The sequence below is a fragment of the Microcoleus anatoxicus genome (assembly GCF_042465725.1).
GTDB classification, from domain to species: domain Bacteria; phylum Cyanobacteriota; class Cyanobacteriia; order Cyanobacteriales; family Microcoleaceae; genus Microcoleus; species Microcoleus anatoxicus.
This window is the reverse complement of record NZ_CP120853.1, coordinates 4,712,704-4,735,260: the sequence shown is the minus strand read 5'-3', so window position 1 is coordinate 4,735,260 and position 22,557 is coordinate 4,712,704. Positions and strand designations below refer to the sequence as shown.

Genomic DNA, 22,557 nt, shown 5'->3' with positions numbered 1-22,557 from the left:
AATAAGTGCCGAGGTGAGTACCTGCAAATTTCCCGATCGGCAAAACTGCTCTCACCATATCTCCATTCTGAAACTCAAAAAAGGTGTTACACCTATTTTGTCTGTTGATTAGTTGATCGCACCTCAGCATTCACCAGACCGATCGCCACTGAGATTAGTTCCTCAACTCCTGTAACGGGGAAAATCTCCGTTTTCAGGATGCTAGCAAGCTCTAAGACGGTCATGTCATCCAAAAAACGCGGTTCCCCTTGTTTTAGCATCACAGAGGGCAGTAGGATGCCATCTCCCAGGTCTTTTCCCTGCAAAGCTGCGAGCAAGTCTTGGCCTGTCAGCAAACCTGTGACAGTAATTTTTTGCCCCCAATAGTCGCTACACAATGCTACCATCTTAACTTCCAAGCCGGGAATTTGATTGAGCTGATGCGCGATCGGCTCAAAAGCTTTTTCCACAGCATTTCCCACTACCCAAATCAATTTTCGCGCCGAATTAACTTGCAGCGGTTGCAGTTTAGCGAAAGCCGTTTCAAACTGTTGGATAAATTGGCGGATGGAACCCACACCATTACCAATTTGGGGATAATCTGCATAGTCAGAGGCGATCGGCAAATCCCAACCTGCAATTAAAAACCATTCATCAGCAAGCCAAATACAGCGCGATTTAGAATTCTGCTTTTTCGCCCTTGGTAAGGAAGAATTCAAATCTTCTCCCCCCCTTGCTAAGGAAGAACTTAAATCTTCTCCCCCCCTTGCTAAGGAAGAACTTAAATCTTCTCCCCCCCTTGCTAAGGAAGAACTTAAATCTTCTCCCCCCCTTGCTAAGGAAGAACTTAAATCTTCTCCCCCCCTTGCTAAGGAAGAACTTAAATCTTCTCCCCCCCTTGCTAAGGAAGAACTTAAATTTTCTCCCCCCCTTGCTAAGGAAGAACTTAAATCTTCTCCCCCCCTTGCTAAGGAAGAACTTAAATCTTCTCCCCCCCTTGCTAAGGAAGAACTTAAATCTTCTCCCCCCCTTGCTAAGGAAGAACTTAAATCTTCTCCCCCCCTTGCTAAGGAAGAACTTAAATCTTCTCCCCCCCTTAGCAAGGGGGGGTTGGGGGGGGTGCATTTTGCCTTCAGCTTTTTCGCCGTTGTGCCTTTTTTACCTTGACTCAAAACAGCTTGAATTTTCTGCACTTGCGCAATTACTTCTCGCGCTTTTTCTGGTGTGACAGCGATTAGTTCATCTTCGGCTGGACGAAAGCGAGTTAAACCCACCGGCACCACAGCCACCGATGCAACCGTGGGGATATTTCCCCTATGAAACTTTGCCAAATCTAACAAAGTCCGTTCTAAATGTTCGCCATCATTAATGCCGGGACAAACAACAACTTGAGCGTGAATTTGTAGGCGACGTCCTTGAAACCATTTGATTTGTTCTAAAATTTTCCCAGCCCGCAGATTTTTCAGCAACCGAATTCGCACTTCCGGTTCCGTAGCGTGTACGGAAACATAGAGAGGAGAAAGTCGCATTTGTTCGATTCTGTCCCACTCTTTTTGAGTAAGATTTGTGAGAGTGAGATAGCTACCATAGAGAAAACTTAATCGATAGTCATCATCCTTGAGATAAAGAGTTTCGCGCTTTCCCGGTGGCTGTTGATCGATGAAGCAGAAAGGACAGCGATTATTGCACTGAATCAGCCCGTCAAAAAGGGCTGTGTCAAATTCTAAACCTAAATCTTCGTCGTAATCTTTTTCGATTTCTAATTTGTGAACTTTGCCTTTGCTATCTAATACTTCTAGTTCGAGAAATTCATCGGCGCACAGAAATTGATAATCGATTAAATCGCGGGGTTTTTGACCGTTGATGGCAAGGATTGAGTCACCGGCATCAAATCCGATTTCGGCGGCGATGCTGTCGGGGATGACTTTGGTGATTTTGGCTGGCTTTGTTGATAATTCGCTCATATTTTTGCACGGGCTTTTTCAAGTTTGATAAGTTATTTTTAAAATATTATTTTGGTTTTTACTCTCAAACATATCACAATTTAACTCTTTTGTCAACCGCGCCCAGGGGGAAAAAAATAGCCGTTAGTGAAGCGCGATCGACTTAAAATAGGCCAGCTTTAATCGTCGGCTATAAATTATTTTAGTTACCCACGATCGCATACCACAAACTTACCATCAGACACAAACTCGCTAAATGCTGTGGAATCAAAGATTTAAGGGAGCGCTTGGCAATTTTTTGAGTCACAAATATCGTTACTAACAATCCTACAATTAAAGTTAAGCCCTGCAAGAAACTAATCACCGCCGGATCGCCGACAAAACTCGGTAAATCTTCTCTAATTTGTCCGAAAGTGGCAAAAGTTACGGGAATCACTCGCCCGCCTTCCTGCAAAGCCAATCGCCAATAGTGAGCTAAACTCCCCCCCCAGACTAGGGGTAAATAACCGTAAGCGAGGGAGACAAAGGAGAGAGGTTTATAGGTGGTAAATGGCATGGTTTCTGCTTTTCCCAATTGATAAATTGCCTGCATGACTGCATAGGCGCTTAGGGGAATCAGGGGCGGAATAATTAACAGCGCGATCGAAATTCCTAAATGAGGGATAAATTGGTCTAAATTGATGCCTAGTCCTAATAAATCATTGATTTCAGGTAAGCGATGGAGATAGATCCCACCTAATAATAGAAATAAGAGGGCGACTTCATAACTGTGGGGAACATGGGTAGTCCATAATTCGATTCCGGGGGGGCGGAGATTTAATTCTACCGATCGATGGGGGCAGGCTTTTAAGCAAGTCATGCACAAGACGCAATCTTTATTATCAGTTAATTGGGCGGGATGGGAATAAATCGGACATCCATTAGTGGTTAATCCTTCTCCCAAGCCAGGGCCGCCTTTATAACACTGGTAGGTGGTACATTCAGCGGCACAGGTTCCTTGTTGGGCGCGAAGTTCGATAATTGAGAGTTTAGCAAATAAGCCATTCATTCCACCGATTGGGCATAAATAACGACACCACAATCGTCGCTCGAAAATGAGGGAAAAAATTACTGCTCCGGCGGTGATGAGTAACAACAAACAACTGGATAAATAGGCGGTGTTTTCTAAATCCCACAACTCTTCCCACAGAAATATGAGGGTAAATAGTCCGAAGAGAAACCAACCACCCCATTTTTCAGCTTGTTGCCGCGGCCATTTATGGAGAGTTCGAGGGAAAATTTTCAGCGAGAGTTTTTGGACGATTTCTCCATAAATCATAAACGGGCAAAAAGCGCACCACAACCGCCCAATCAGGGGAAATAATAATAAAATTAAGGGCCACCACCAAGCCCAAAAAATATTGAGGGCAAAATTATGTTGTCTATCTTGGGGGGCGACAAACAGGATGATTACCACCAATGCAAATATCCAACTTGTAAACCAATAATTCACGCGATCTGGATACCAATCGCTCCGTAAAAATTGCCGAAATTTAGGATAGATATTTAATAAATTCAGCCGAAACTTTTGTTTCTTAGTTGCTTGAGCCCAAAACACTTCTTCCGTTAATACCTGATTTCCCTGTGCTTGAACTAAGGCGCGATCGACCATTCCTTCTAATTCCCGCAAGTTCCCTGGAAAGTCGTAGGCTTGCAAGCGGCGAATAGCTTCCGGCGTGACTTGGGGTTTTTCTAATTTCTTTTGGCGACAAAGGATGTTGAGATAATAGTTAACCTGTGCCTCTAAATCTGCTTTCCTGACCCGCAATGAGGGTACTTTAATCTTATGGTATGTCAGTTTATCGAGCTGGGGTTGAACGCTTTCTGAAATTAAAATTATCCGAGCATTAGTAGAACGCGGTGGCGGTGGTATTTGTCCTTCTTTGACTGTTAGTGTATAGGTTCCATCAGTTAATAATTGCTGAATTTGAGGGCATAATTGCGCTGGTAATTCTTGGACATCATTTAAAATTAACGTCCCTTCACCCAACCATTCCAAGAGTCCCGGTTTACCGCCCAAACGCCCGAATAATTCGGCTCCATTTGTTTGAAGCAAGGCACTTTTTAGCTGAATCACTGGCTCGCTGCGGCGATGAGAACCGAAATGAATTAAAGCGGCTAAATTATCTTTTTCTAACCCCGGTTCGCCAGAGATTAAGACGGCTCGATCGTCGCTAGATGCTGTGCGAATTTGTTGGCGCAATTTCACCGCATAACGGCTATTCCCAATTACTCCCCGTTTCGCCCTGGGTACTAGATAGCTGCGGAGGGCATTTTGACGCTCTCGCTCGTAGGCGATTTCTGTTTCTAGCTGTTCTAATTTCGTCGCTAAACGTTGGGTATAGGCTTCGGTGATGGGTGGATATGTTGCGAGCAAACTGCGCCAGCGATCGGCATTAATTACCAAAAATTGACATTCTGTCCGAGCGACAATTCGACTATCTGCTGGTTGTGAACGTTGGAGGGCAGATAAATTGACGATCGCCCCTGGTAATAAACTACTACCCCACATTAAGCCCGGTTGTTTGCGGCGGTATCGATCGGCCTGTCCTCGCTTGAGGATATAAAGATTTGTGACAGGCGTGTCTTCGAGCACCACTCGAAATCCAGGCCCAAAGGTTGCCAGTTGTATTTCACTAGCGATCGCCTGTAAAATCTCGCGGGATAATATGCCTAATTCGGTGTTGGATTCTAGCCAGTTAATTAATGTTTCGGTAGACATCGCTTAGCATCGGCGAAAGCCGAATGGTGATAGCTTGCTGTCGGATCTATCATAGCTTGTAGAAGTCCTCACGGCGCGATCGCCCTCCTCTCAAACGGCACATTAGCCAAAAATTGTTTTCCAAGCAATAATTGACAGGGCTAAATCGGCGATCGCGTGACTGATATAACTGGCAAAAAGCGATCGATAGGTGAGATAACACCAGGACCAAATTACCCCAGCTAGGAATACTGCTAAGGAGCCTAACATCACTCCTTGCCACTGCGTATAAGCTGCTAAAACAATGATATGATGAAGAGTGAAAAACATAGCACTCAGAAATATTGCTCCGGTTCCAGGTATGAGAATCTCACACTTTTTGTAGACAAACCAGCGCCAAATAAATTCTTCAATCAATGAGTTGATTAGGACAAAATAGCCTTGGACTATTAAAAAAAATATAGGATTGACCAGCCCCATTTGTTGCACCTTGGTTTTGGCATCACCCACATCGAGCCACTGTTGACCGAACAGCCAGTAAGTACCCATAATTATCCCGAACATTAATAGTCCCAAAACCGTGCCTACTAACAATTCTTGATATTTTGGTCTGGATAAATGCAGTTGGTAGCGATCGCGCAAAACAGACCAGGCTATGGGTAAAAATAGTAGCCAAAGTCCGCCCAATACTGAAACTATAGTGCCGACTATTCCGGGAGCAATAAATAAGGACATTGCTACACCAATGCTAGCAGCAGGAACTACCAGAATCAGAGCTAATTTTGCATTTTGGCGATCGCTATGTTCGTCCATTATATTGACACCCATACAAATTCTATAATTATCAGGCGTTATAGATGCTTATTCTACCGAGTTTGGAGCGACTAAATAGCCTGTTACCACATGATTAAACAGGCTTTATTGCCTGTTCTCATATTGTGAAAAAGGCCGGAAAGTAGGTTCTATAATAATGATGGATCTTTCAATGCACCGCCAGCAAGGGCAGTTAAAATCGCTACACCAAAGGCCAGCCGATACCAGACAAAAATCCAGGTATTCTGAGTTTGCAGAAATTTCATCAACCAGGCGATGGAAATATAGGAAAATATAAAGGCTGAAATTGTTCCCACTATCAAAGCGACAACAGCACCTTCACCTACCCCTTCACCCAAAGCACTTTTCAACTCAACTAAACCAGCCAGAGTAATTGCCGGAATTCCTAACAAGAAAGAAAACCTTGCCGCCGCCGCTCTTTCTAATCCTATGAACAATCCTGCTGTGAGGGTAGAACCCGATCGCGAAACACCCGGAATTATTGCCATTGCTTGAGCTAATCCCATGATGATACCATCTTTGACCTCTAATTTTTCGTAATCCCGTTGACGCTTGCCAGTTTTTTCGGCTATTGCTAATAGTGAGGACATGACGATGGAAGCAATGGCGATCGCCCCCAAACTCCGCAGTGGCGATTTGTCAAAATCTTTAACCAATATCTTGATTAACAGTCCAAAAAAGATAATCGGTATTGTTCCCAAACCAATTCCCAGCGCCATCCGAAACTCTTGGGAATCATAGTCAGAGCTTCTAATAGCTTTAAATGCACCAATTACTATAGTTGTCAAGTCTTTCCAAAAATATAACAGCACCGCCACAATGCTTCCCAATTGAATTACAGCAACATAAGCAACACCGGGATCGCGGCCCCAAAGAGCCACTGGAACTACCTTCAAATGAGCGCTGCTGCTGATGGGCAAAAATTCGGTTAATCCTTGGACAATTCCTAAAACAATCGCCTCAAACACACTAATTGGATCGGGTCCAGCCACATTAACAGCCGGGGTTTGAGCTAGAATTACGTCAAGTAAAGCAATCATTTGTTGTCAATTCCTAGTTGTCAGGTCCTATTCGAGCTGAATCTTAGTGCCGATCGCAACTAAAAACATCTTAAAATAGGTAGTCAAAAACCAATTTAACCTACTCACCAGCATTTGCCGACATTTATTGATAAAATTAATTATGTTTTGCACACTTTTTCGCCACTTTACAGCAACTGCCAACAAACTATGATATTTTCCAACTACCAAAATTTAATTGCTACTATTGCTTCTGGCAAAGGCTGGCGGCGGCGAATCTTGTCTGCTAGTCTTTTAACTGTGGCGATCGCCCTTAGCTTCATCCTGTTCATGGGCACAGCACCAGCCTACGCAACTCTCACAGACGATCGCTTCGACGGTACAATTTTTGCCCTCTATGGCGGCAACGGTTCCCTAGTCCCTCCGAAAGTCACTCTCAAAGATTCTTTCAAACGCAAAAAACCAGTATTACTGGTTTTTTATACTGATGATAGTAGCGACAGCAAGCAATACGCTATAGTTGTATCAAACCTCCAGGAATTTTACGGTCGGGCAGCCGATTTTATCCCTGTATCCATCGATTCTATTCCTGCAAAACCAGCACCAGAACTAACCAATCCGAGCCATTATTATGAAGGATTTGTCCCTCAAACAGTGATTCTCGACCAATCGGGAAAAATTGTGTTTAATGCCAAGGGACAAGTGCCTTTTGAAGAGGTAGATGATGCCTTTAGAAAAGTATTTGATTTGCTACCTAGAGACAAATCACTCCCGTTAAAACGCCGGGTTGTGAACGAACTAAATACCGAATTATCGAAGTAGTTAGAGGATTTGATATAACTCCAATGTTCCCTACGGGGAGTTTTCCCACTCGGCGCTAAGCTTACGGAAATTGTACTGAGATACACCGGGATGACAAGTAACGCAACTGCTGATATTTGCTGGTTGTGACATTTTAACTTTGGGATGTAGAGCTTTGAAATATCGAGAACTCGCGACTCGATAAGCCAGTTCTTCTTCTTTCTGTTGGGGACGAGAAAAAGTTTGCAGATAGTTCCACACTAGCAGGCGCGGTGGATCTACGAGCAGCTTGAGGGTTTGTCCGTAGTGTTGGGGATCTTGCAGCAATCTGCGCCAGGTTTCTGTAGGTAATACTTGTGGCGGCAAACCAATGTGGCAAGTGGCGCAGTTTTCGAGGTATAGTTGCTGTCCCAGTTGGTAGCGATCGGGAATGCGATCGACAGTGCCGATATTTTCAATTCCAGATACTTGAGCTAGTCGTGCGGGGGTGCGAGAATCGGCTGTCTGGGCGGCTACCCATCCCCCGCAGGTACAGCAGAACACGATCAACACTAGCAAAGTTGAGTAAATTCCCCGCAAGGTTCGCCTAGGAAGTCGGCGGGGTGTTTGGTGCTTCATTTTGCTTCTGCCTTTGGTCTTCTAGTTTTTGCCACAACGATCGGGTTTTTTTCGAGCCTGCGTTGATTTTTGCTTAAATCACTGGTATGCTCATGCCTTCTCGTGCTAAGCAGCTATTGGCGAACACTGCTTGGACTTCTGCTTCTACTCGATCGAGAAAGTTGTCGTCATGACCTGGATCGTGGTGAAACATTACCACTTTTTTGACTCCCGCTGCTTTGGCTACTTCTACTCCGGCTTGCCAAGTCGAGTGTCCCCAGCCGACTTTGGGCGACTTGAAGTCATGATATTCTTCGTTGGTGTAATTCGCATCGTAAATTAACACATCTGCGTCGCGAGCTAGGTGTACTATGTTGTCGTCTAACCGATCGGCAAAGTGTTCTGTATCGGTGCAGTAGACGGCACTGTGTCCCTCCCACGTCACGCGATATCCGATCGCGGTATTGGGATGATTGAGCAGCGCTGTTTCGATTTTTACATCGTCGAGTTCGATGATATCCCCCGGAGTCAAGTCATTAAATTTGAGGTCTGACTGCATCACCTGGATCGGGACTGGGAAGTTGGGGTGGTGCATTTGGTCTGCCAAACGCTGTTTAATTGTAGTGCCGTTGGGGGCGATCGCACCGTAAATGTGAAAGCAGTTGCCTGGAATGAAGGCGGGGGTAAAAAAAGGGAATCCTTGAATGTGGTCCCAGTGCGTGTGGCTGAAAAACATATGGGCTTCCACTGGCATCTGTCGCAGTAAGTTAAGACCAAGGACTCGCAGACCTGTGCCACCGTCAAAGATCAGGCGTTGTTTGCCCAACCGCATTTCTACGCAAGAGGTGTTACCTCCATAGCGAATTGTTTTGCTACCGGGAGTTGCTATGCTGCCCCGGACTCCCCAAAACTGAACGACAAACTCGGTCAAAGGGCTGCTTGAGCTAGTGGCTTTGCCATCAGAAGGCTGTGGAATGGCTGCGGACTTTTGGGAATCAGGCATCTTTTTTAGTTTTACGCGCAGGAACTTGGGAGTTGAGATTTTATTTTTTAGTTCGAGAATTTAAAAAAACATTGAGCCTTCAGGCAGTGAGGTGGGACTGGGATCCCGATCGCGATCGTCATGTTTGACAGGGAAACAGTCGGAGTACCTCAAATGAAATCAAATATATCTTTAAATTGGAATCTAGTCTGCCCACACCATAAATCATATTTGGTGTGGGAGTATGTGATTCTGGTTGTAGTCCAAGAATGCGGGCTAGTGGTTTATTTGCGATCGGCTGCGATGCACTTTTCTACTAATGGCATTACTAGATCCACATCTTGCCACCCTAGAATTTCTGTGACTTTTTTCTCCAAATTTTTGTAGGTTCTAAAAAATTCGGCTATTTCATCCAAGCGATGGGGTGCTACGTCTTTGAGGGACTTATAGTGAGCGTAGCGTGGGTCTTTGTCGGGAACGCACAATAGTTTTTCGTCCCGATCGCCTCCATCGATCATTTCTAGCATTCCGATGGGACGGGCTGCAATCACGCACCCCGGAAATGTGGGCTCGTCCATCATCACCATGCCGTCGAGGGGGTCGCCATCGTCAGCTAAGGTATTAGGTATGAAGCCATAGTCGCATGGATATTGGACTGAGGAAGAGAGCACCCGATCTAGAGCAAAGGCTTGTAAGTCTTTATCAAATTCGTACTTGTTTTTGCTACCGGCAGTAATTTCGATCAGGACATTGAGCAGTCCTGGTTTCGGCTGTGCCGGAATTAGCGATAAGTCCACAATAATATCTCCAAGTTAACAGATGATCCGGGTTTTGCTATTTGTCAAACCCCTTTCATAGCATTTTAGGAGCGATCGGGCCCAACGGCTGCATAAGATTGATATAAAGCGGAGGATGGCGATCGCCTCGGATTGATTTTTTGGCGCTGACCCACGAGATAACGCGATCGACACAAAATCAGGCACACCCTGATTAAAGATTCAATCTAACGTTGAATTTCCTTGTACATTGACTGGATTACATCGAGCAGGCTCAAGACTTGCTGCCATTCGGGAGCATCGGGCTTGTAGCTTTTAGCACGCTGATTTTTTAAACTGTGGTGCAAGAGATTCAGCAGCGCCTCTGGAGACGGTAAGGGTTCCTCATCATCTGCTGGGGCAAGGGAAGCATTCTCTTCGATGATTTCTTTGATATTTTGCGCCTTGTCTGCCAGGGTTAAAGCTCTACCGGCCAGGTTTTCCGGCATTTTAGGTCGTTCCGACAAAGAAGCGCCTGTCAGTTCCACCAGTAGTTGACAGACTTGATCGACCCATTCGCGATCGTTTACGGAAAAGGAACCGGATTTGAAAACTTGTCCATCTCGTCTTTGCTGAATGCTTTGTACCTTCTGTATCAGAGGTAGAGCCTTTTGGGTAATGTTTGGCGGCATTCTGGGGATATCGGACAAGGAGTTCCGAGCAATCTCTAGCAATAGTTGGTAAACCTGATCTACCCACTCAATATCTCCCGACTGCGAATTCCAATTATTCATAACTGACGCTAGTAGTTTTCCATAATAAGACCAGAACATTAAGTAGCTGTGGTTTTCAGCATCTTTCATACAACAATCATACCTGTTGGAGCAGATTTAAAATCACCGTCTCAGTGATGTTAGAAAAAGCTTGGCAGGATAAAAACTCCCCAAACATTCAGCTATGGGTAGTTTTGTCAATAAATTAATTTGCGGTTTGACACCCCAATCGGATATGGGTGCATCTGTGTTTGGCAAATAGATTCGTAGGGGCCATAGCATGACCGCTGTAAATTTCTGGTTATCACTAATAAATTGTCTGCGGTCATGCCATGGCCATTACAAAATCAGGATGCTCCCTCGGATATTAAGGTTCCGGGTTCGCCGCGGCCGCCAGCCAGAGGGGCGCTGGTGCAGCATTTACCCCAGGACTTAGGGCGGGGGAGTCCTATTTTTCTGTGAGGTTCCACACCCCATCCCAGTTGAGTACGTCTGAGAATTGGTGCTGAAATAGCAGACAGCGTTCGACGTGCAATTTAGCCGCCTTGTTTTTGGGATCGAGGATCAAAACCTCCTTAAATTCGCCCAGTGCCTGTCTAAAAGATTTCTTAGCTTTCGGTTCTAACATTGTCTTAACTTCGCTCAGTACCTTTTTCACTCCATCAAGGGTCAGATTTTCCACAAATTCCTCATCTAACCTTTCTGCTACTGCTTCTTCGGCCCGGCTTTTAATTTTCGCCTGCAATAACTGTCTGATATGTGAGGATTTCAGGCGCTTGATTTTTCGATTTGAGGGGTCTTTGATATCTGCTTCCAAAATCTTTTTGACATCGCCCTCTTGCAATTCCTTAATTTCGTCTGGTAATAACTCTCCGATCTTAGATTTTATCAAGAGTCTGGCTTCATCTTCCGAGAGGTTTTTGATACCTTCCCATTTCAGGAGTTTAATTTCTGACTCGAATATTTTATGGGCTGGTGACTGATTTGTTACATCGTACTCAGGCTCTTTTTTTAGTTGATATAACAATTTTTTCAGTTCACGTTCTAACTGTATATCGACATTGTAGGAGAGTTGTTTGAGTTCTGTTTCTGGCATTTTCGCCACATCTTTTAATATTTTCTCCACCTCACCCTTATCTAGTCTTTGAGTAACAGGTTGCTTGTAAAATTCGCGTCCTGCGTTATAGTGTTCTACAATTTTTTTCTCTGTTTCAGTCAGCGCCATACCAACGGAGGAGTAAGTGGGCTTGATAGCGACAAGTTCGTAAACGATGACGGGTTCGCTTTTGCCTTTAACAGTAATGAAATCTAGTTCCCGTACGTACAGTCGCTCTTTGTATTCTTTGTAGGTGTTGTCACTAATGATTAAGTCAGTGCCGTACTGCTTGCTGGCCCCTTCTAAGCGAGAGGCGAGATTCACCCCATCTCCAATGGAAGTTAGTTCCATCCGTCTGCTGGAGCCGATGTTACCGCTGACAACTTCGTCGGAATGGATGCCCATACCGATACTGATCGGTAACTCGCGATTATCAATTCGCTCTTGATTAAATTCCTTCAATTTTGCCCGCATTTCCACTGCCGCTTGCATGGCGCACCAGGCATGATCTTCTAGGGGAGCTGGAGATCCAAAAACTGCCATCAGAGCGTCGCCGATGTATTTGTCGAGAGTACCTCCGTAGTTGAATACGGAATCTACCATCACTTCAAAATATTTGTTGAGCATCACTACCACTTCTTCGGCTTGCAATTTTTCCGTAAGTGTGGTGTAGCTGCGAATATCGGAGAACAGCACCGAAACGTGCTTGCGCTTTCCTCCCAATCCTGTATCTCCTGAAGCCAGCAGCGCTTCGGCTACTTCTGGGGTCATGTAGCGGTACATCAAGTTTTTGACTTGCTTAGCGCTGCTGATATCTTCCATCACAACTAATGCTCCGTTAACTTTTTTAGGGTCAGTAGCATCTGTCATGGAATTGATCGACAAATTTATGCTCTGCTGTTCTCCTGCGGAGGCAATCAATACTTGGTCAGGGTAATACTGCTGGCGGTGTTTGTCGTCTGTAGGGTGCAATGCCAGATCGAACCACTTGGCAAAATCACCTTTTTCCAAGTTAATTAGATCGCGCAAAGATTGACCTTCTGCCAAGCGGGCATCGCTAACGCCAAGCAATTTTTTGGCACTGGGATTCGTAGCGACTATATGGCCTTTTTGGTCTGTAGATATGACGCCGTTTGTCAGGGCGTGCAGCATATCTTTTTGTCTTTGTTCTTGCTGTTTGACTTCGGCAAATAGTTTGGCGTTTTGCAGGGCTACTCCTGCTTGGATATTAAACGCTTTCATAAATTCCATGTCGTTGCGATTGAAACTAGCTCGCCATTGTTCCGGGGCTTCAGGCCAGTTTTCTGGATTGTATGGGGGGTATTCTCCTTGTTTTTTTTTGTTAATTAACTGGGTGACTCCAATCAATTTGTGGTCGGCATTAAATACTGGCATACAGAGCATACTGCAAGTGCGGTAGCCAGTTTTTTTGTCTGTTTCTTTGGAAGTTTCGGCGCGGGAGTCGTTATATACGTCAAAGGAAATTAGTAGCGGTTCACTGGATTGGGCGACAATACCTGCAAAACCTGCGGTTCTGGGTATGCGAAGTTCTTGAAGTTGACCTGCGATCGGGATTTTTGTCCATAGTTGATCTCTATCTTCGTCAATTAGCCACAGGGTGCTGCGATCGGCTTGCATCAGTTCTTGAGCCTGATCCATCACCCGTTTGAGAGTATCTTCTAAGTCTAGACTGCTTTGAGAAAGAGCGTTGACGGCGTTCATCAGCGCTGTCGCTGCCCGCTGCCTTTGAGTTGCTGCGTAGAAAGATTTAGAAGATTCTAAAATTAGGCGAATGGATGGGGCAAATTCTCTAAATATTTGTTCGTCTTCTTGGGTAAATCCTTGCCTATCTATCTGTACGTCTAAATGGTCGTAATTATGATGATCTGCCTTGAGTTTATTAATGAGTTGAACGACTGCTACTAACTCTTGTGTGTCTTCATTGATCAGAGGCATCGTCAGCATTGTATAGGTGCGATATCCTGTTTTTTCGTCTGTTTTTTTGGCGTTAGTCGATCGCGGGTCGTTGTAAAAATCATAGGGAATATTCACCCCTTTTCTGCCGGTGGCGACTTCTCCAGCAATGCCCACATTGGCGGGAAATCTGAGTTCTAGGTTGTTGCCATGTTCATCTTTGGCAACCCTTGCCCAGAGTTCATTTTTTTCGTCATCTAATAAAAATATAGTGCTGCGATCGGCATTGAGCAATTCTCCGGTTTTGAGGGTAATCGACTGCAACATTTCGTTAAGAATAGCGTCAAACCCTTGGCTGTCTAAGAGGTTGTCGAGCATTCCCAAGGTTTGATTGACAACCTTCAGTTTGTTCTCTACGTCCTTGGCAACTCCTTTAAAACTATCCTTGTTTAGGGGTGCGAGGAAACTGGAGAAGTTTCCTTGGGTTGTGACGATTTGACCACTGCTAGAGGGATAGTGAGAGGGCTGTTCCTGATGATTTTCAGTGATAGGAGTGACATCTATAGTCACATTACCTAGGGATGACAGATTGGAAGATGCAGAATAATTCATAGACCTTTAGAGAAGCTTAAGTTTAAGGTTTGGTCTCTCAGGTACCAGATCTGGCAAGTCGATCGCCCGGATCGTTGCACAAGAGTTGAGTAAAAGTATTTGTCAAACTATTTCCCAGTTTACAGAACTTCCTACCGATGGCAAGGAAGGGCCGTTTGGGACAGAAACGTGGGAGATTGAGAGCGCTGTGGCCATCAGTCCACGGTTGTCAGAGGTCGCGAATCTTTTTTAAATGGTATAGTATTGGATTTTGACATTAGGTTTACTAAGTGTAACTAGATTCGGTGACTTAGAGAGTCCGATCGCCTGGACAGACTGCAATCTCTTGTAAATAAATATAGAAGTGGCTGTCAGGGGGTCGATGGATGCGGACTAAAGTTTGCCTAGTCGCCATTCTGACACCACTACTAAGTAATTATGTGTGCTCATCTCTACAATTGTGGTTTCTAGATAGAATTTCTGTCAACTTGGCAACTAAAACAGTTGTTGAGACTGGTACAATTGTGACACTAATGTCTGCTTACCATCGACTGTCACAGCTAACTGTGACATAAATACCCTGTTTAGTGGTTAAATCTTAACAATAATTCTGGTCAGCTTGAGTTTTTTGAGAATGAATCTGGCGCAAAGAAGCGGCCTGAGCTAGGAGAGATTCAGCAAAAGCGATGGCTTCTGTTTCCGATCGCCCACTAGCAAGTTGAGCCAGTTCTTCCCGTCGCTGCTGGCTGTTGAGGGCCACAACACGCACCACTGTACGTTCCGATGATTCAGGGTTGCCTAGATCTTCCTTTATGCCTGTTTCAGAGGCGATCGTCTGTTTGTTGACACGAAAGTGACAGTCCGCCATGGCAGCAATCAAAGGTTGGTGTGTCACACAAAGGACTTGGTGTTTTTCCGAAAGTTGATGGAGTTTTTTGGCGATCGCCCCAGCCACTCTCCCAGACACCCCGGCATCAATTTCATCAAATACCAGAGTGCTAGCACCTTCGATTTGGGAAAAACAAGCTTTGATAGCGAGCAAAAAGCGACTCATTTCTCCCCCAGAGGCGATCGCACCTAGGGGTTGCAGAGGTTCCCCTGGATTCGGGCTGAAACAAAACGCGATGCGATCGGCACCATTTGCTGTTGGGGTAACTGCTGCAATTTCCACTTGAAATTGTACTTTTTCCATGGCTAAGGGCTTGAGTTCTGCCACTAAATCAGCTTCTAGTTTCCGAGCCGTTTCCCGTCGCAGGGCGCTGAGGTGGCTGCAAGCATCCTTTAATTGCTCGATAGAGGCTTGATAGGCGAGTTCTAATGCCTCCATAGACTCGCCTCCTGCTAAAAGTTCATTTAGTTCGTTTTGGATGGTTTGATAATAGGCGATCGCTTCTTTAAGCGGGCCATATTTGCGACATATTTGTTTAAGTTCCTGAATTCGCTCTTCTACTTCTTCAAGCCTTTGCGGATCTGCTTCTAATTGTTCGCCGTAGCTGCTAATTTGGCGGCTGGCTTCTGTAGCTTGAGCTAGAGCATCGCTGACCATTTCTAGAATTGGTTGCAACTGAACATCGTAGACGGCCATGTCGCTTAAAGTTGCCTCAGCTTTGCTCAACAAGTCAGCAGCAGAGGCGGCATCAGTGTCATTTTGATAAAGAGCTTGATGAACTTGGTAACTTTGTTGCTGCAACTCCACAACGTGACTAAGCCTGATTGATTCTTGTTCGAGGTTTTCCAATTCAGCCGCGTCTTCGATATGGGCTTGGCCAAGCTCTCGGACTTGGTATTCTAATAAATCAAGTCTTTGCAGGCGCTGCTGTTCTGACTGACGTCTGCGGTTGAGGGCGGTTTTGGCTTCGCTGGCGACAAGCCATGCTGCGGTGACATTCGATCGCCCTTGCAAAATAGTTTTACCACCATAGAGATCTAGCCATTCTCGCTGGAGGGTTTCTAGTCCTAGTTGGACGGTTTGGCCTTGAGCAGTAATTTCCACCAGTCGATCGCGCAGTTGCTCCATCAAGGGGCGGTTGACCAAAATTCCGTTCAAACGCGATCTCGTCCGCAGAGTACCGCTAGAGGCCATAATTTCCCGGCTGCAAACCGCTAAATTCCCATCAATGGGTTCAATTTCTTGCTCGCCCAGCCACAATGCCGCAGCTTTGTCCAATTCAAAAGTAGCTTCTAATATGGCCCGCGCTGCTCCTGTGCGAATCACTCGGCGATCGACTTTTCCACCCAAGACTGCATCGATCGCATCTAGGATAATCGATTTCCCAGCCCCTGTTTCCCCTGTAAATACGTTCAAACTAGGGCCAAATTCTAGGTCTAGACAGTCAATCAAGGCAAAGTTTTCGATTCTCAGGGATAGTAACATGGGGAATTTGTTATTGGTTATTGGTTATTTGTTATTGGTTGTTTGTTATTGGTTATTGGTTATTGGTTATTTGTTATTGGTTGTTTGTTATTGGTTATTGGTTATTAGTTATTGGTTATTGGTTATTGGTTATTGGTTGTTTGTTATTGGTTATTTGTTGTTTGTTATCCCTCGTCCCTAGGCTCTGCCTAGGGACGCAGATCCAGAGGCTCTGCCTCGCCTTTAACCATACCATCGAGGCAGAGCCTCTGGATCTGGGTTCCCAGTGCAATGCCCAATCCCCAATCCCCCATTAAAGTAAACCCAGGTGTTTGTAAGCAGCAACCGTGGCAATTCTTCCCCTACTTGTTCTTTGCAAAAATCCAATTTGCATCAAATAAGGTTCGTACACATCCTCAATCGTTTGAGTATCCTCTCCTGTGGAAGCTGCCAGGGTTTCTAAACCCACTGGACCACCATTAAAGTTTTCAATCATTGCTGTCAACAGACACCGATCGGTCCAATCCAAACCTAGCGGATCGACATTGAATAATTCTAGGGCAACCGATGCAACTTCGGCGGTGATCGGCTTTAATTGTTTGACTTCACTATAGTCTCTAACTCGCCGCAACAATCGGTTAGCAATGCGGGGTGTGCCACGAGCTCGGCGGGCAATTTCTGTGGCTCCTTCTGCTGTCATGGGAGTGTCGAGAACTTGGGCACTTCTTTGGACAATTAAACTGAGTTCGTCTATTTCGTAGTAGCGTAATCTTTGGATCAGTCCGAAGCGATCGCGCAAGGGAGCTGTTAGCGACCCAACTTTTGTGGTTGCTCCTACTAAGGTAAACGGTTTGAGGGGAATACTGCGAATTTTGGCACTTTTGCCTTGACCAATAGTAATATCTAAGCGGCAATCTTCCATCGCTGGATAGAGGATTTCTTCTGTTACTTTTGATAAGCGGTGAATTTCGTCGATAAACAGCACGTCTCCTGCTTTGAGGTTGACTAACAATCCGACAATATCGCGGGGTTTTTCTAGGGCTGGGGCTGTGGTGATTTTGCATTCAACTTCCATTTCTGCTGCTAAAATTAGCGACATTGTGGTTTTACCTAACCCTGGCGGCCCATACAGTAACAGGTGATCCATTGGTTCGTTTCGGGATTTGGCTGCTTGAATTGCGATCGCCAAAACTTCTCTCAAGTCTTTCTGTCCGATGTATTCAGCTAATCGCTGAGGTCGGATTTTATCGTCTTGTTTGCTGTTGGTTTCGTCGGCTAGTTCTTGGGGTTCTACCAGCGATTCTGTCTGGGGTTTTACAGCTTTATTTTTGGTTTTTTTGGGGGTGGCTGCGGCAATGTGTTCGGGTAGATTTGGATCTGGAGGCTGTTGTTTGGAGGAGATAATTGCCATATTAATCTGCGAGCGAACTGGGGAAATTGTTTACAATTATTAAAATAGTCTTGAGAATTATTGAGTTGGCTATGAGTAGACCGTCTGATTTATTAGCATCGGAAAATATAACTTTTGAAGGGGCGATCGCGCTGACTCAATCTTTATTGTCAGAAATTGAAGCCGATAGACTTTCACAGGCCCAGATTCAGCAAGCAGTGGCTTCTCTGGTGAACACACACAACGGCGCTAGAGGGTTTTTTGTCACCTATCTGACGGACGATCGACACCTTGCAGATGAACCGTCTCCTGGAGTGCTGGATGCACTGCGCGAGGCTCCTGAGATCGTAGCAGAACTGCTGCCGGAAATGTCAAAAATCTGGCGATGTCGGCGGCCATGGTTGTCTATCACTCGCGCCATCACAAGCCGGAAATGGCCGCGGGTTCACAGAGAGTACAAGGGCGATCGCGCCATCTAATTCAAACTCTGCAAATACCTGCTTGTCAAACTCTAGCGGAGCAAATGCTAGAAAATTTGCGGACTGGACAAGGGGAATATGAACAGTTTTTCGATCGCTGGGGCTATGATGGGGAGCAAAAAGCCGCGATCGGTTCGGCACTCAGCGAGGCGATCGGCTAATCAACAGCCCATAAGTGCCTTCTGGCTTCAACTAAGACAGCAGGAGTCCTGATACAAGCCCACATCATAGCGGTACTCCGCTTGATGATGGGTAGTTGACAAACAATTCCTCTGGGTGCAGCTAGCCCACAAACCCTTGATCAAAGTAGCGAGGCTGTGGAATAATTGCGGTTTAACAAAAGCTGCTATCAAGCAGCTTGAGTTGATTTAGGTGTGAAGGTAGCGAACGAGGGCAAAAAAATTGCTGAGATCGGTCAAAGGATTTGCCCACAAAGCCCGAACGGTTAGCCACGGGCGACGGGCGAAGCTCAATTTGCTGGCAACATTAGTGCGCCGCGATTTAGAATCTCAATACAAAGGCTCAATTCTGGGCAATTTGTGGCCTTTGCTGAATCAGCTATCACAATTGCTGATTTATACTTACGTGTTTTCCATTGTCCTCAAGGTAAAACTCAACCTTGCAGGCTTCCCAGAAAACAGCGACATTACCTTTGGAGTCTGGCTGTTTGCAGGTTTACTGCCTTGGAGTGCCTTTACCAGTGGTTTGATTAAGTCGGCAGTATCCGTAGTAGGGCAGCCAAATTTAGTGAAAAAAGTGGTATTTCCCCTCGGTTTACTGCCGCTAGTACCCATTTTGACAGCCTTTATTGAAAGCTCTCTCGGTCTAGCAGCTTTGATTGTCATAGTAGCAATATCATCGCAAAAGCTCAACGCTACACTGTGCTTGCTGCCCCTGGTTTGGATGCCTCAGTTGCTGTTAACTGCCGGCTTGGGATATTTGACCGCAGGCTTGACGGTATTTTTGCGAGATATTCCTCAGACTTTAGGTGTTATTCTAAATTTTTGGTTTTATTTGACGCCGATCGTCTATCCAGCATCAGTGATTCCCGAACAGTGGCGTGGATTGATCTTTTGGTTGAATCCCATGGCAGCAATTTCAGAAGTTTACCGCGACCTCATACTGCTTGGAGAAGTGAAACACTGGGGCGAATGGGGTGTAGCCACACTAATTTCTGCTGCTATATTTTGTGGAGGTTTAATTGTTTACCGACGTTTGCGTCCGGCTTTTGCTGACGTGCTGTAAATTGGTTTTAGATAGGGTACTGTAAATTTGTTTTAGATCTAAAGTCAATCTAAAATCTAAAATCTAACATCTAAAATCGAATGACAGAAACTGTAATTTCACTCAAAAATGTTTCCAAATGTTTTAAACGGTACGATCGCCCTGGAGACCGCTTAAAGGAAATAATTTATCCCAGCAAAAAACTTGCTGACGAATTTTGGGCACTACAAGACATCAATCTGGAAATTTCTCAGGGACAAACTCTAGGAATTGTCGGTCGCAACGGTTCGGGAAAAAGCACCCTCCTGCAAATAATTGTGGGGACCCTAACACCAACCGCAGGTAGCGTCGAAGTTAAAGGGCGAGTCTCAGCTTTGTTGGAACTCGGCAGTGGTTTTAACCCAGAATTTACCGGACGGCAAAATGTATTTTTCAACGCTCAAATCCTGGGATTCAATCAAAAAGAAACCGAAGAAAAATTTGATGAAATAGCAGCTTTTGCTGATATTGGAGATTTCATCGAACAGCCAGTCAAGACCTATTCTAGCGGTATGTTTGTCCGGCTGGCTTTCGCTGTCGCCACTAGCGTAGAGCCCAATATTTTGGTGGTGGATGAAGCACTTTCTGTCGGTGACGAAGCTTTTCAGCGTAAGTGTTTTGCTCGCTTACAGTCAATTCAGGAAAGTGGGGGAACGATTTTATTTGTTTCTCACGCAGCTACTTCTGTGGTGCAACTTTGTACTTCGGCAATTTTAATGGATAGCGGGGAATTACTCCTAGCTCACACGCCCAAGGTGGTCATATCTAAGTATCAAAAATTGATTTATGCCGATCCAGATCAAGTTTTGGGGTTAAAGGAAGATATTCGAGTATTGAATAAACTGACCAAGCAGGAAGCGGAAGAAGACCTTCAGGATGTCACCACAGAAAGCACAACTGGAGAAATCAAACAAGAGCCATCCCTCCCTGAATTCAAGGACTATTACGAAGAGTATTACGATCCAGGTATGATACCCTCGAATACGGTGAGGTATCCGTCTAGGGGAGCTTCCATTATCAATCCCTGCATCACTACCCTGAAGGGAAATGTGGTAAATCACTTGATTGGTCGTCAAGATTATATTTACACTTACTCTGTCACTTTCTCGAAGTCTACTTCCAAAGTGAGGTTTGGAATGTTAATTAAAACCATTAGTGGCTTTGAGTTGGCTGGTGCTTCTTTGAAGGCTTCTAGCAAGTCAATTAAGTATGTGGAAGCAGGAACGACAATTGTAGTCAAATTTCAATTTAAATGTTTGCTAAATCCTGGGGTTTATTTTTTGAATGCCGGGGTGGTGGGAACGGTAGATGAAGATTTGACTTATCTCGATCGCTGTGTAGATGTGGCCATGTTTAGAGTTCAGTCTTGTACTGAATCCTGTGGGAACGGTATTGTTGACTTGCTGATTGAACCGTGTTTAACTGTTGTCAATTCTGATTCAATGGTAACAGAAGCGTCAAGCGAGGTCATCAGATAATTTTTGTGGAAATAATGAGCAACATTAATCTAGATATGGTAGAAAATTCTGTTATTAAAGCATTAATTGAAGAGCAAGCTAAGTTTCCCGAACATTTTAAACAGAATATTTGCGCAGACGATGAAATGTATTTGTTTGCTCTGAGGAATGTAAAAAATGACAGCGATCGGGCTTTGGTGCGCTATTATTCCCTCGGTCGTCGGATTATGGATACAGTTAAACAAGTTGTAGATTGGCATTTTGGCGATTTTGAAAATGTGCCATCTTTTCTCGACTTCGCCTGCGGTTACGGTCGCTTTACCCGCTTTTTGATTCAGGAAATGCCACCGGAACGAGTTTGGGTGTCTGACATCTCTACCCAGGCTGTCAAATTTCAAACAGAATACTTCGGTGTTAATGGTATTGTCTCTACGGGAAATCCCGAAAATTATCTAACTGACCAAAAGTTTGACTGCATTGTCGCTAATTCTTTTTTCAGCCATATGCCAGAAAGAACCTTTGGTGGCTGGTTGCAAAATTTGTATAATTTGTTGAATCCTAAGGGCATTTTGATGTTTAGCGTTCACGATGAGTGTTTGCGGGCACCTGGTACAGAAATGCCAGCCACAGGTCTTTTGTTCAGCCCCAACAGCGAAATTGAGTCCTTGAATAAGCAAGAATACGGCACAACTTATGTAACTGAAAATTTTGTCCGAGAAATTGTGCATCGCGTCAGTGATGGCAAAGCATTTGTGCATCGCATAGAAAAAGGTCTATGTAGATTTCAGGATTTGTATATTGTGACAAATCACCTGGTTAAAGATTTTTATAACTGGCAATTCAATCATCATCCGGAGGGATATGTTGATGTTGCTACTTTTACCAAAAAGGGTAGTTTATATTTGGAAGGGTGGGCTGTAGATGTCAATCAGGATGGGAGAATTGATGAGGTTCAAGTGTTGGTAAATGGTAAGCTTGTCCAGAAAACAGAGCCTTTTTACGACCGCATGGATCTGGAGCAACATTTTCAGAAAGATGCAATCTTGCAGTCTGGCTGGAACTGTTATTTAGGGAAAGATACTATTTCTTCCCAGGATGTATTAACGGTGAAATTGATTAATAACTGTGGCGGGAAATTGATTATTGAAAATTGCACAGTTCAATCCCTGGTCAGCCAGAAGTTATCGCAGTCTTTGTTGAGTTCTACCCATCACAAAATTAACTTGGTTGAAAGTCAGTTGGCTGCTGCTAAAATAGAATTAGAGCAAACTAAAAATGAATTAACTTCTACTAAAAACCAGGGGCATGAAACTGAAGCTAAGTTACAAGAAACTGAAGCTAAGCTGCAAGAAACTGAAGCTAAATTGGTTGAGGTTAAAAGGATTTTTGAGCTGACAGAAGTTCATTTACTATCTGTGAAAGGGCAGTTAGAAGAAACAGAAAAATCGCTAAATTATGTCAAAGCAGAATTTGAGCGATCGCATAATCGGATTCTAGCAATGGAAAGCAGCAAATTTTGGAGACTCAGATCGGCTTGGTTTCAAGTCAGGCGCGCCCTAGGCTTAGCCGGAGAGTAAACAAAGGTAGAATA

General features: G+C 44.7%; 16 protein-coding genes. 5 read left to right on the top strand and 11 right to left on the bottom strand.

Annotated features, from left to right (window positions below):
* Window positions 1-92 precede the first annotated feature (92 nt).
* From P2A85_RS20585 to P2A85_RS20570, 4 genes are all read right to left on the bottom strand, one after another.
* Window positions 93-1,943, bottom strand: a complete 1,851-nt coding sequence (locus tag P2A85_RS20585; protein WP_377475223.1) for a DUF512 domain-containing protein — start codon at window positions 1,941-1,943, stop codon at window positions 93-95.
* A gap of 181 nt (window positions 1,944-2,124) precedes the next feature.
* The gene (locus tag P2A85_RS20580; RefSeq protein WP_377475221.1) at window positions 2,125-4,683 is read right to left on the bottom strand and encodes a sigma 54-interacting transcriptional regulator; all 2,559 of its coding nucleotides are present in this window, start codon (window positions 4,681-4,683) and stop codon (window positions 2,125-2,127) included.
* Window positions 4,684-4,785: 102 nt separating this feature from the next.
* Window positions 4,786-5,490 (bottom strand): CPBP family intramembrane glutamic endopeptidase, encoded by a 705-nt coding sequence (locus P2A85_RS20575; RefSeq protein WP_377475219.1) that lies wholly within the window; start codon window positions 5,488-5,490, stop codon window positions 4,786-4,788.
* 134 nt (window positions 5,491-5,624) lie between these two features.
* A complete protein-coding gene (locus tag P2A85_RS20570; RefSeq protein WP_377475217.1) occupies window positions 5,625-6,536 on the bottom strand; it encodes an undecaprenyl-diphosphate phosphatase in 912 nt (303 codons plus the stop codon).
* A 189-nt stretch (window positions 6,537-6,725) separates the two neighbouring features.
* On the opposite strand from P2A85_RS20570, the gene P2A85_RS20565 reads away from it, so the two are divergent.
* Entirely contained in the window at window positions 6,726-7,337 is a 612-nt protein-coding gene (locus P2A85_RS20565; RefSeq protein ID WP_377475215.1) for a thylakoid membrane photosystem I accumulation factor, read from the top strand.
* 30 nt (window positions 7,338-7,367) lie between these two features.
* Here the strand turns inward: P2A85_RS20565 and P2A85_RS20560 are convergent, their stop codons facing one another.
* From P2A85_RS20560 to ruvB, 7 genes are all read right to left on the bottom strand, one after another.
* Complete coding sequence (locus P2A85_RS20560; RefSeq protein WP_377475213.1) at window positions 7,368-7,934, bottom strand: diheme cytochrome C; 567 nt, start codon at window positions 7,932-7,934, stop codon at window positions 7,368-7,370.
* Between the two features lie 73 nt (window positions 7,935-8,007).
* Window positions 8,008-8,916: an MBL fold metallo-hydrolase gene (locus P2A85_RS20555; protein ID WP_340521404.1), complete on the bottom strand. Its 909-nt coding sequence runs from the start codon at window positions 8,914-8,916 to the stop codon at window positions 8,008-8,010.
* A gap of 263 nt (window positions 8,917-9,179) precedes the next feature.
* On the bottom strand, window positions 9,180-9,692 hold the full coding sequence (locus P2A85_RS20550) for an inorganic diphosphatase (RefSeq protein WP_340521403.1): 513 nt from the start codon (window positions 9,690-9,692) through the stop codon (window positions 9,180-9,182).
* A gap of 206 nt (window positions 9,693-9,898) precedes the next feature.
* Complete coding sequence (locus tag P2A85_RS20545; protein ID WP_377475209.1) at window positions 9,899-10,444, bottom strand: inorganic pyrophosphatase; 546 nt, start codon at window positions 10,442-10,444, stop codon at window positions 9,899-9,901.
* A 427-nt stretch (window positions 10,445-10,871) separates the two neighbouring features.
* A complete protein-coding gene (locus P2A85_RS20540) occupies window positions 10,872-14,045 on the bottom strand; it encodes a GAF domain-containing protein (protein ID WP_377475207.1) in 3,174 nt (1,057 codons plus the stop codon).
* A 577-nt stretch (window positions 14,046-14,622) separates the two neighbouring features.
* Window positions 14,623-16,398 carry a DNA repair protein RecN gene (recN, locus tag P2A85_RS20535; RefSeq protein ID WP_377475205.1) on the bottom strand — a complete coding sequence of 592 codons (1,776 nt, stop codon included), beginning with the start codon at window positions 16,396-16,398 and terminating at the stop codon, window positions 14,623-14,625.
* A gap of 292 nt (window positions 16,399-16,690) precedes the next feature.
* Complete coding sequence (ruvB, locus tag P2A85_RS20530) at window positions 16,691-17,788, bottom strand: Holliday junction branch migration DNA helicase RuvB (protein WP_377475203.1); 1,098 nt, start codon at window positions 17,786-17,788, stop codon at window positions 16,691-16,693.
* Window positions 17,789-17,859: 71 nt separating this feature from the next.
* Between ruvB and P2A85_RS20525 the strand changes: the two genes are divergently transcribed.
* The 4 genes from P2A85_RS20525 to P2A85_RS20510 all read left to right on the top strand — a co-directional run bounded on the left by P2A85_RS20525 (window position 17,860) and on the right by P2A85_RS20510 (window position 22,543).
* Entirely contained in the window at window positions 17,860-18,246 is a 387-nt protein-coding gene (locus P2A85_RS20525; RefSeq protein WP_377475201.1) for a hypothetical protein, read from the top strand.
* A gap of 405 nt (window positions 18,247-18,651) precedes the next feature.
* Window positions 18,652-19,491, top strand: coding sequence for an ABC transporter permease (locus P2A85_RS20520; protein ID WP_377481608.1), 840 nt, complete (start codon window positions 18,652-18,654; stop codon window positions 19,489-19,491).
* 80 nt (window positions 19,492-19,571) lie between these two features.
* Window positions 19,572-20,987, top strand: a complete 1,416-nt coding sequence (locus P2A85_RS20515; protein ID WP_377475199.1) for an ABC transporter ATP-binding protein — start codon at window positions 19,572-19,574, stop codon at window positions 20,985-20,987.
* Window positions 20,988-21,001: 14 nt separating this feature from the next.
* Window positions 21,002-22,543 (top strand): methyltransferase, encoded by a 1,542-nt coding sequence (locus P2A85_RS20510; RefSeq protein ID WP_377475197.1) that lies wholly within the window; start codon window positions 21,002-21,004, stop codon window positions 22,541-22,543.
* The last annotated feature ends 14 nt before the right edge of the window (window positions 22,544-22,557 follow it).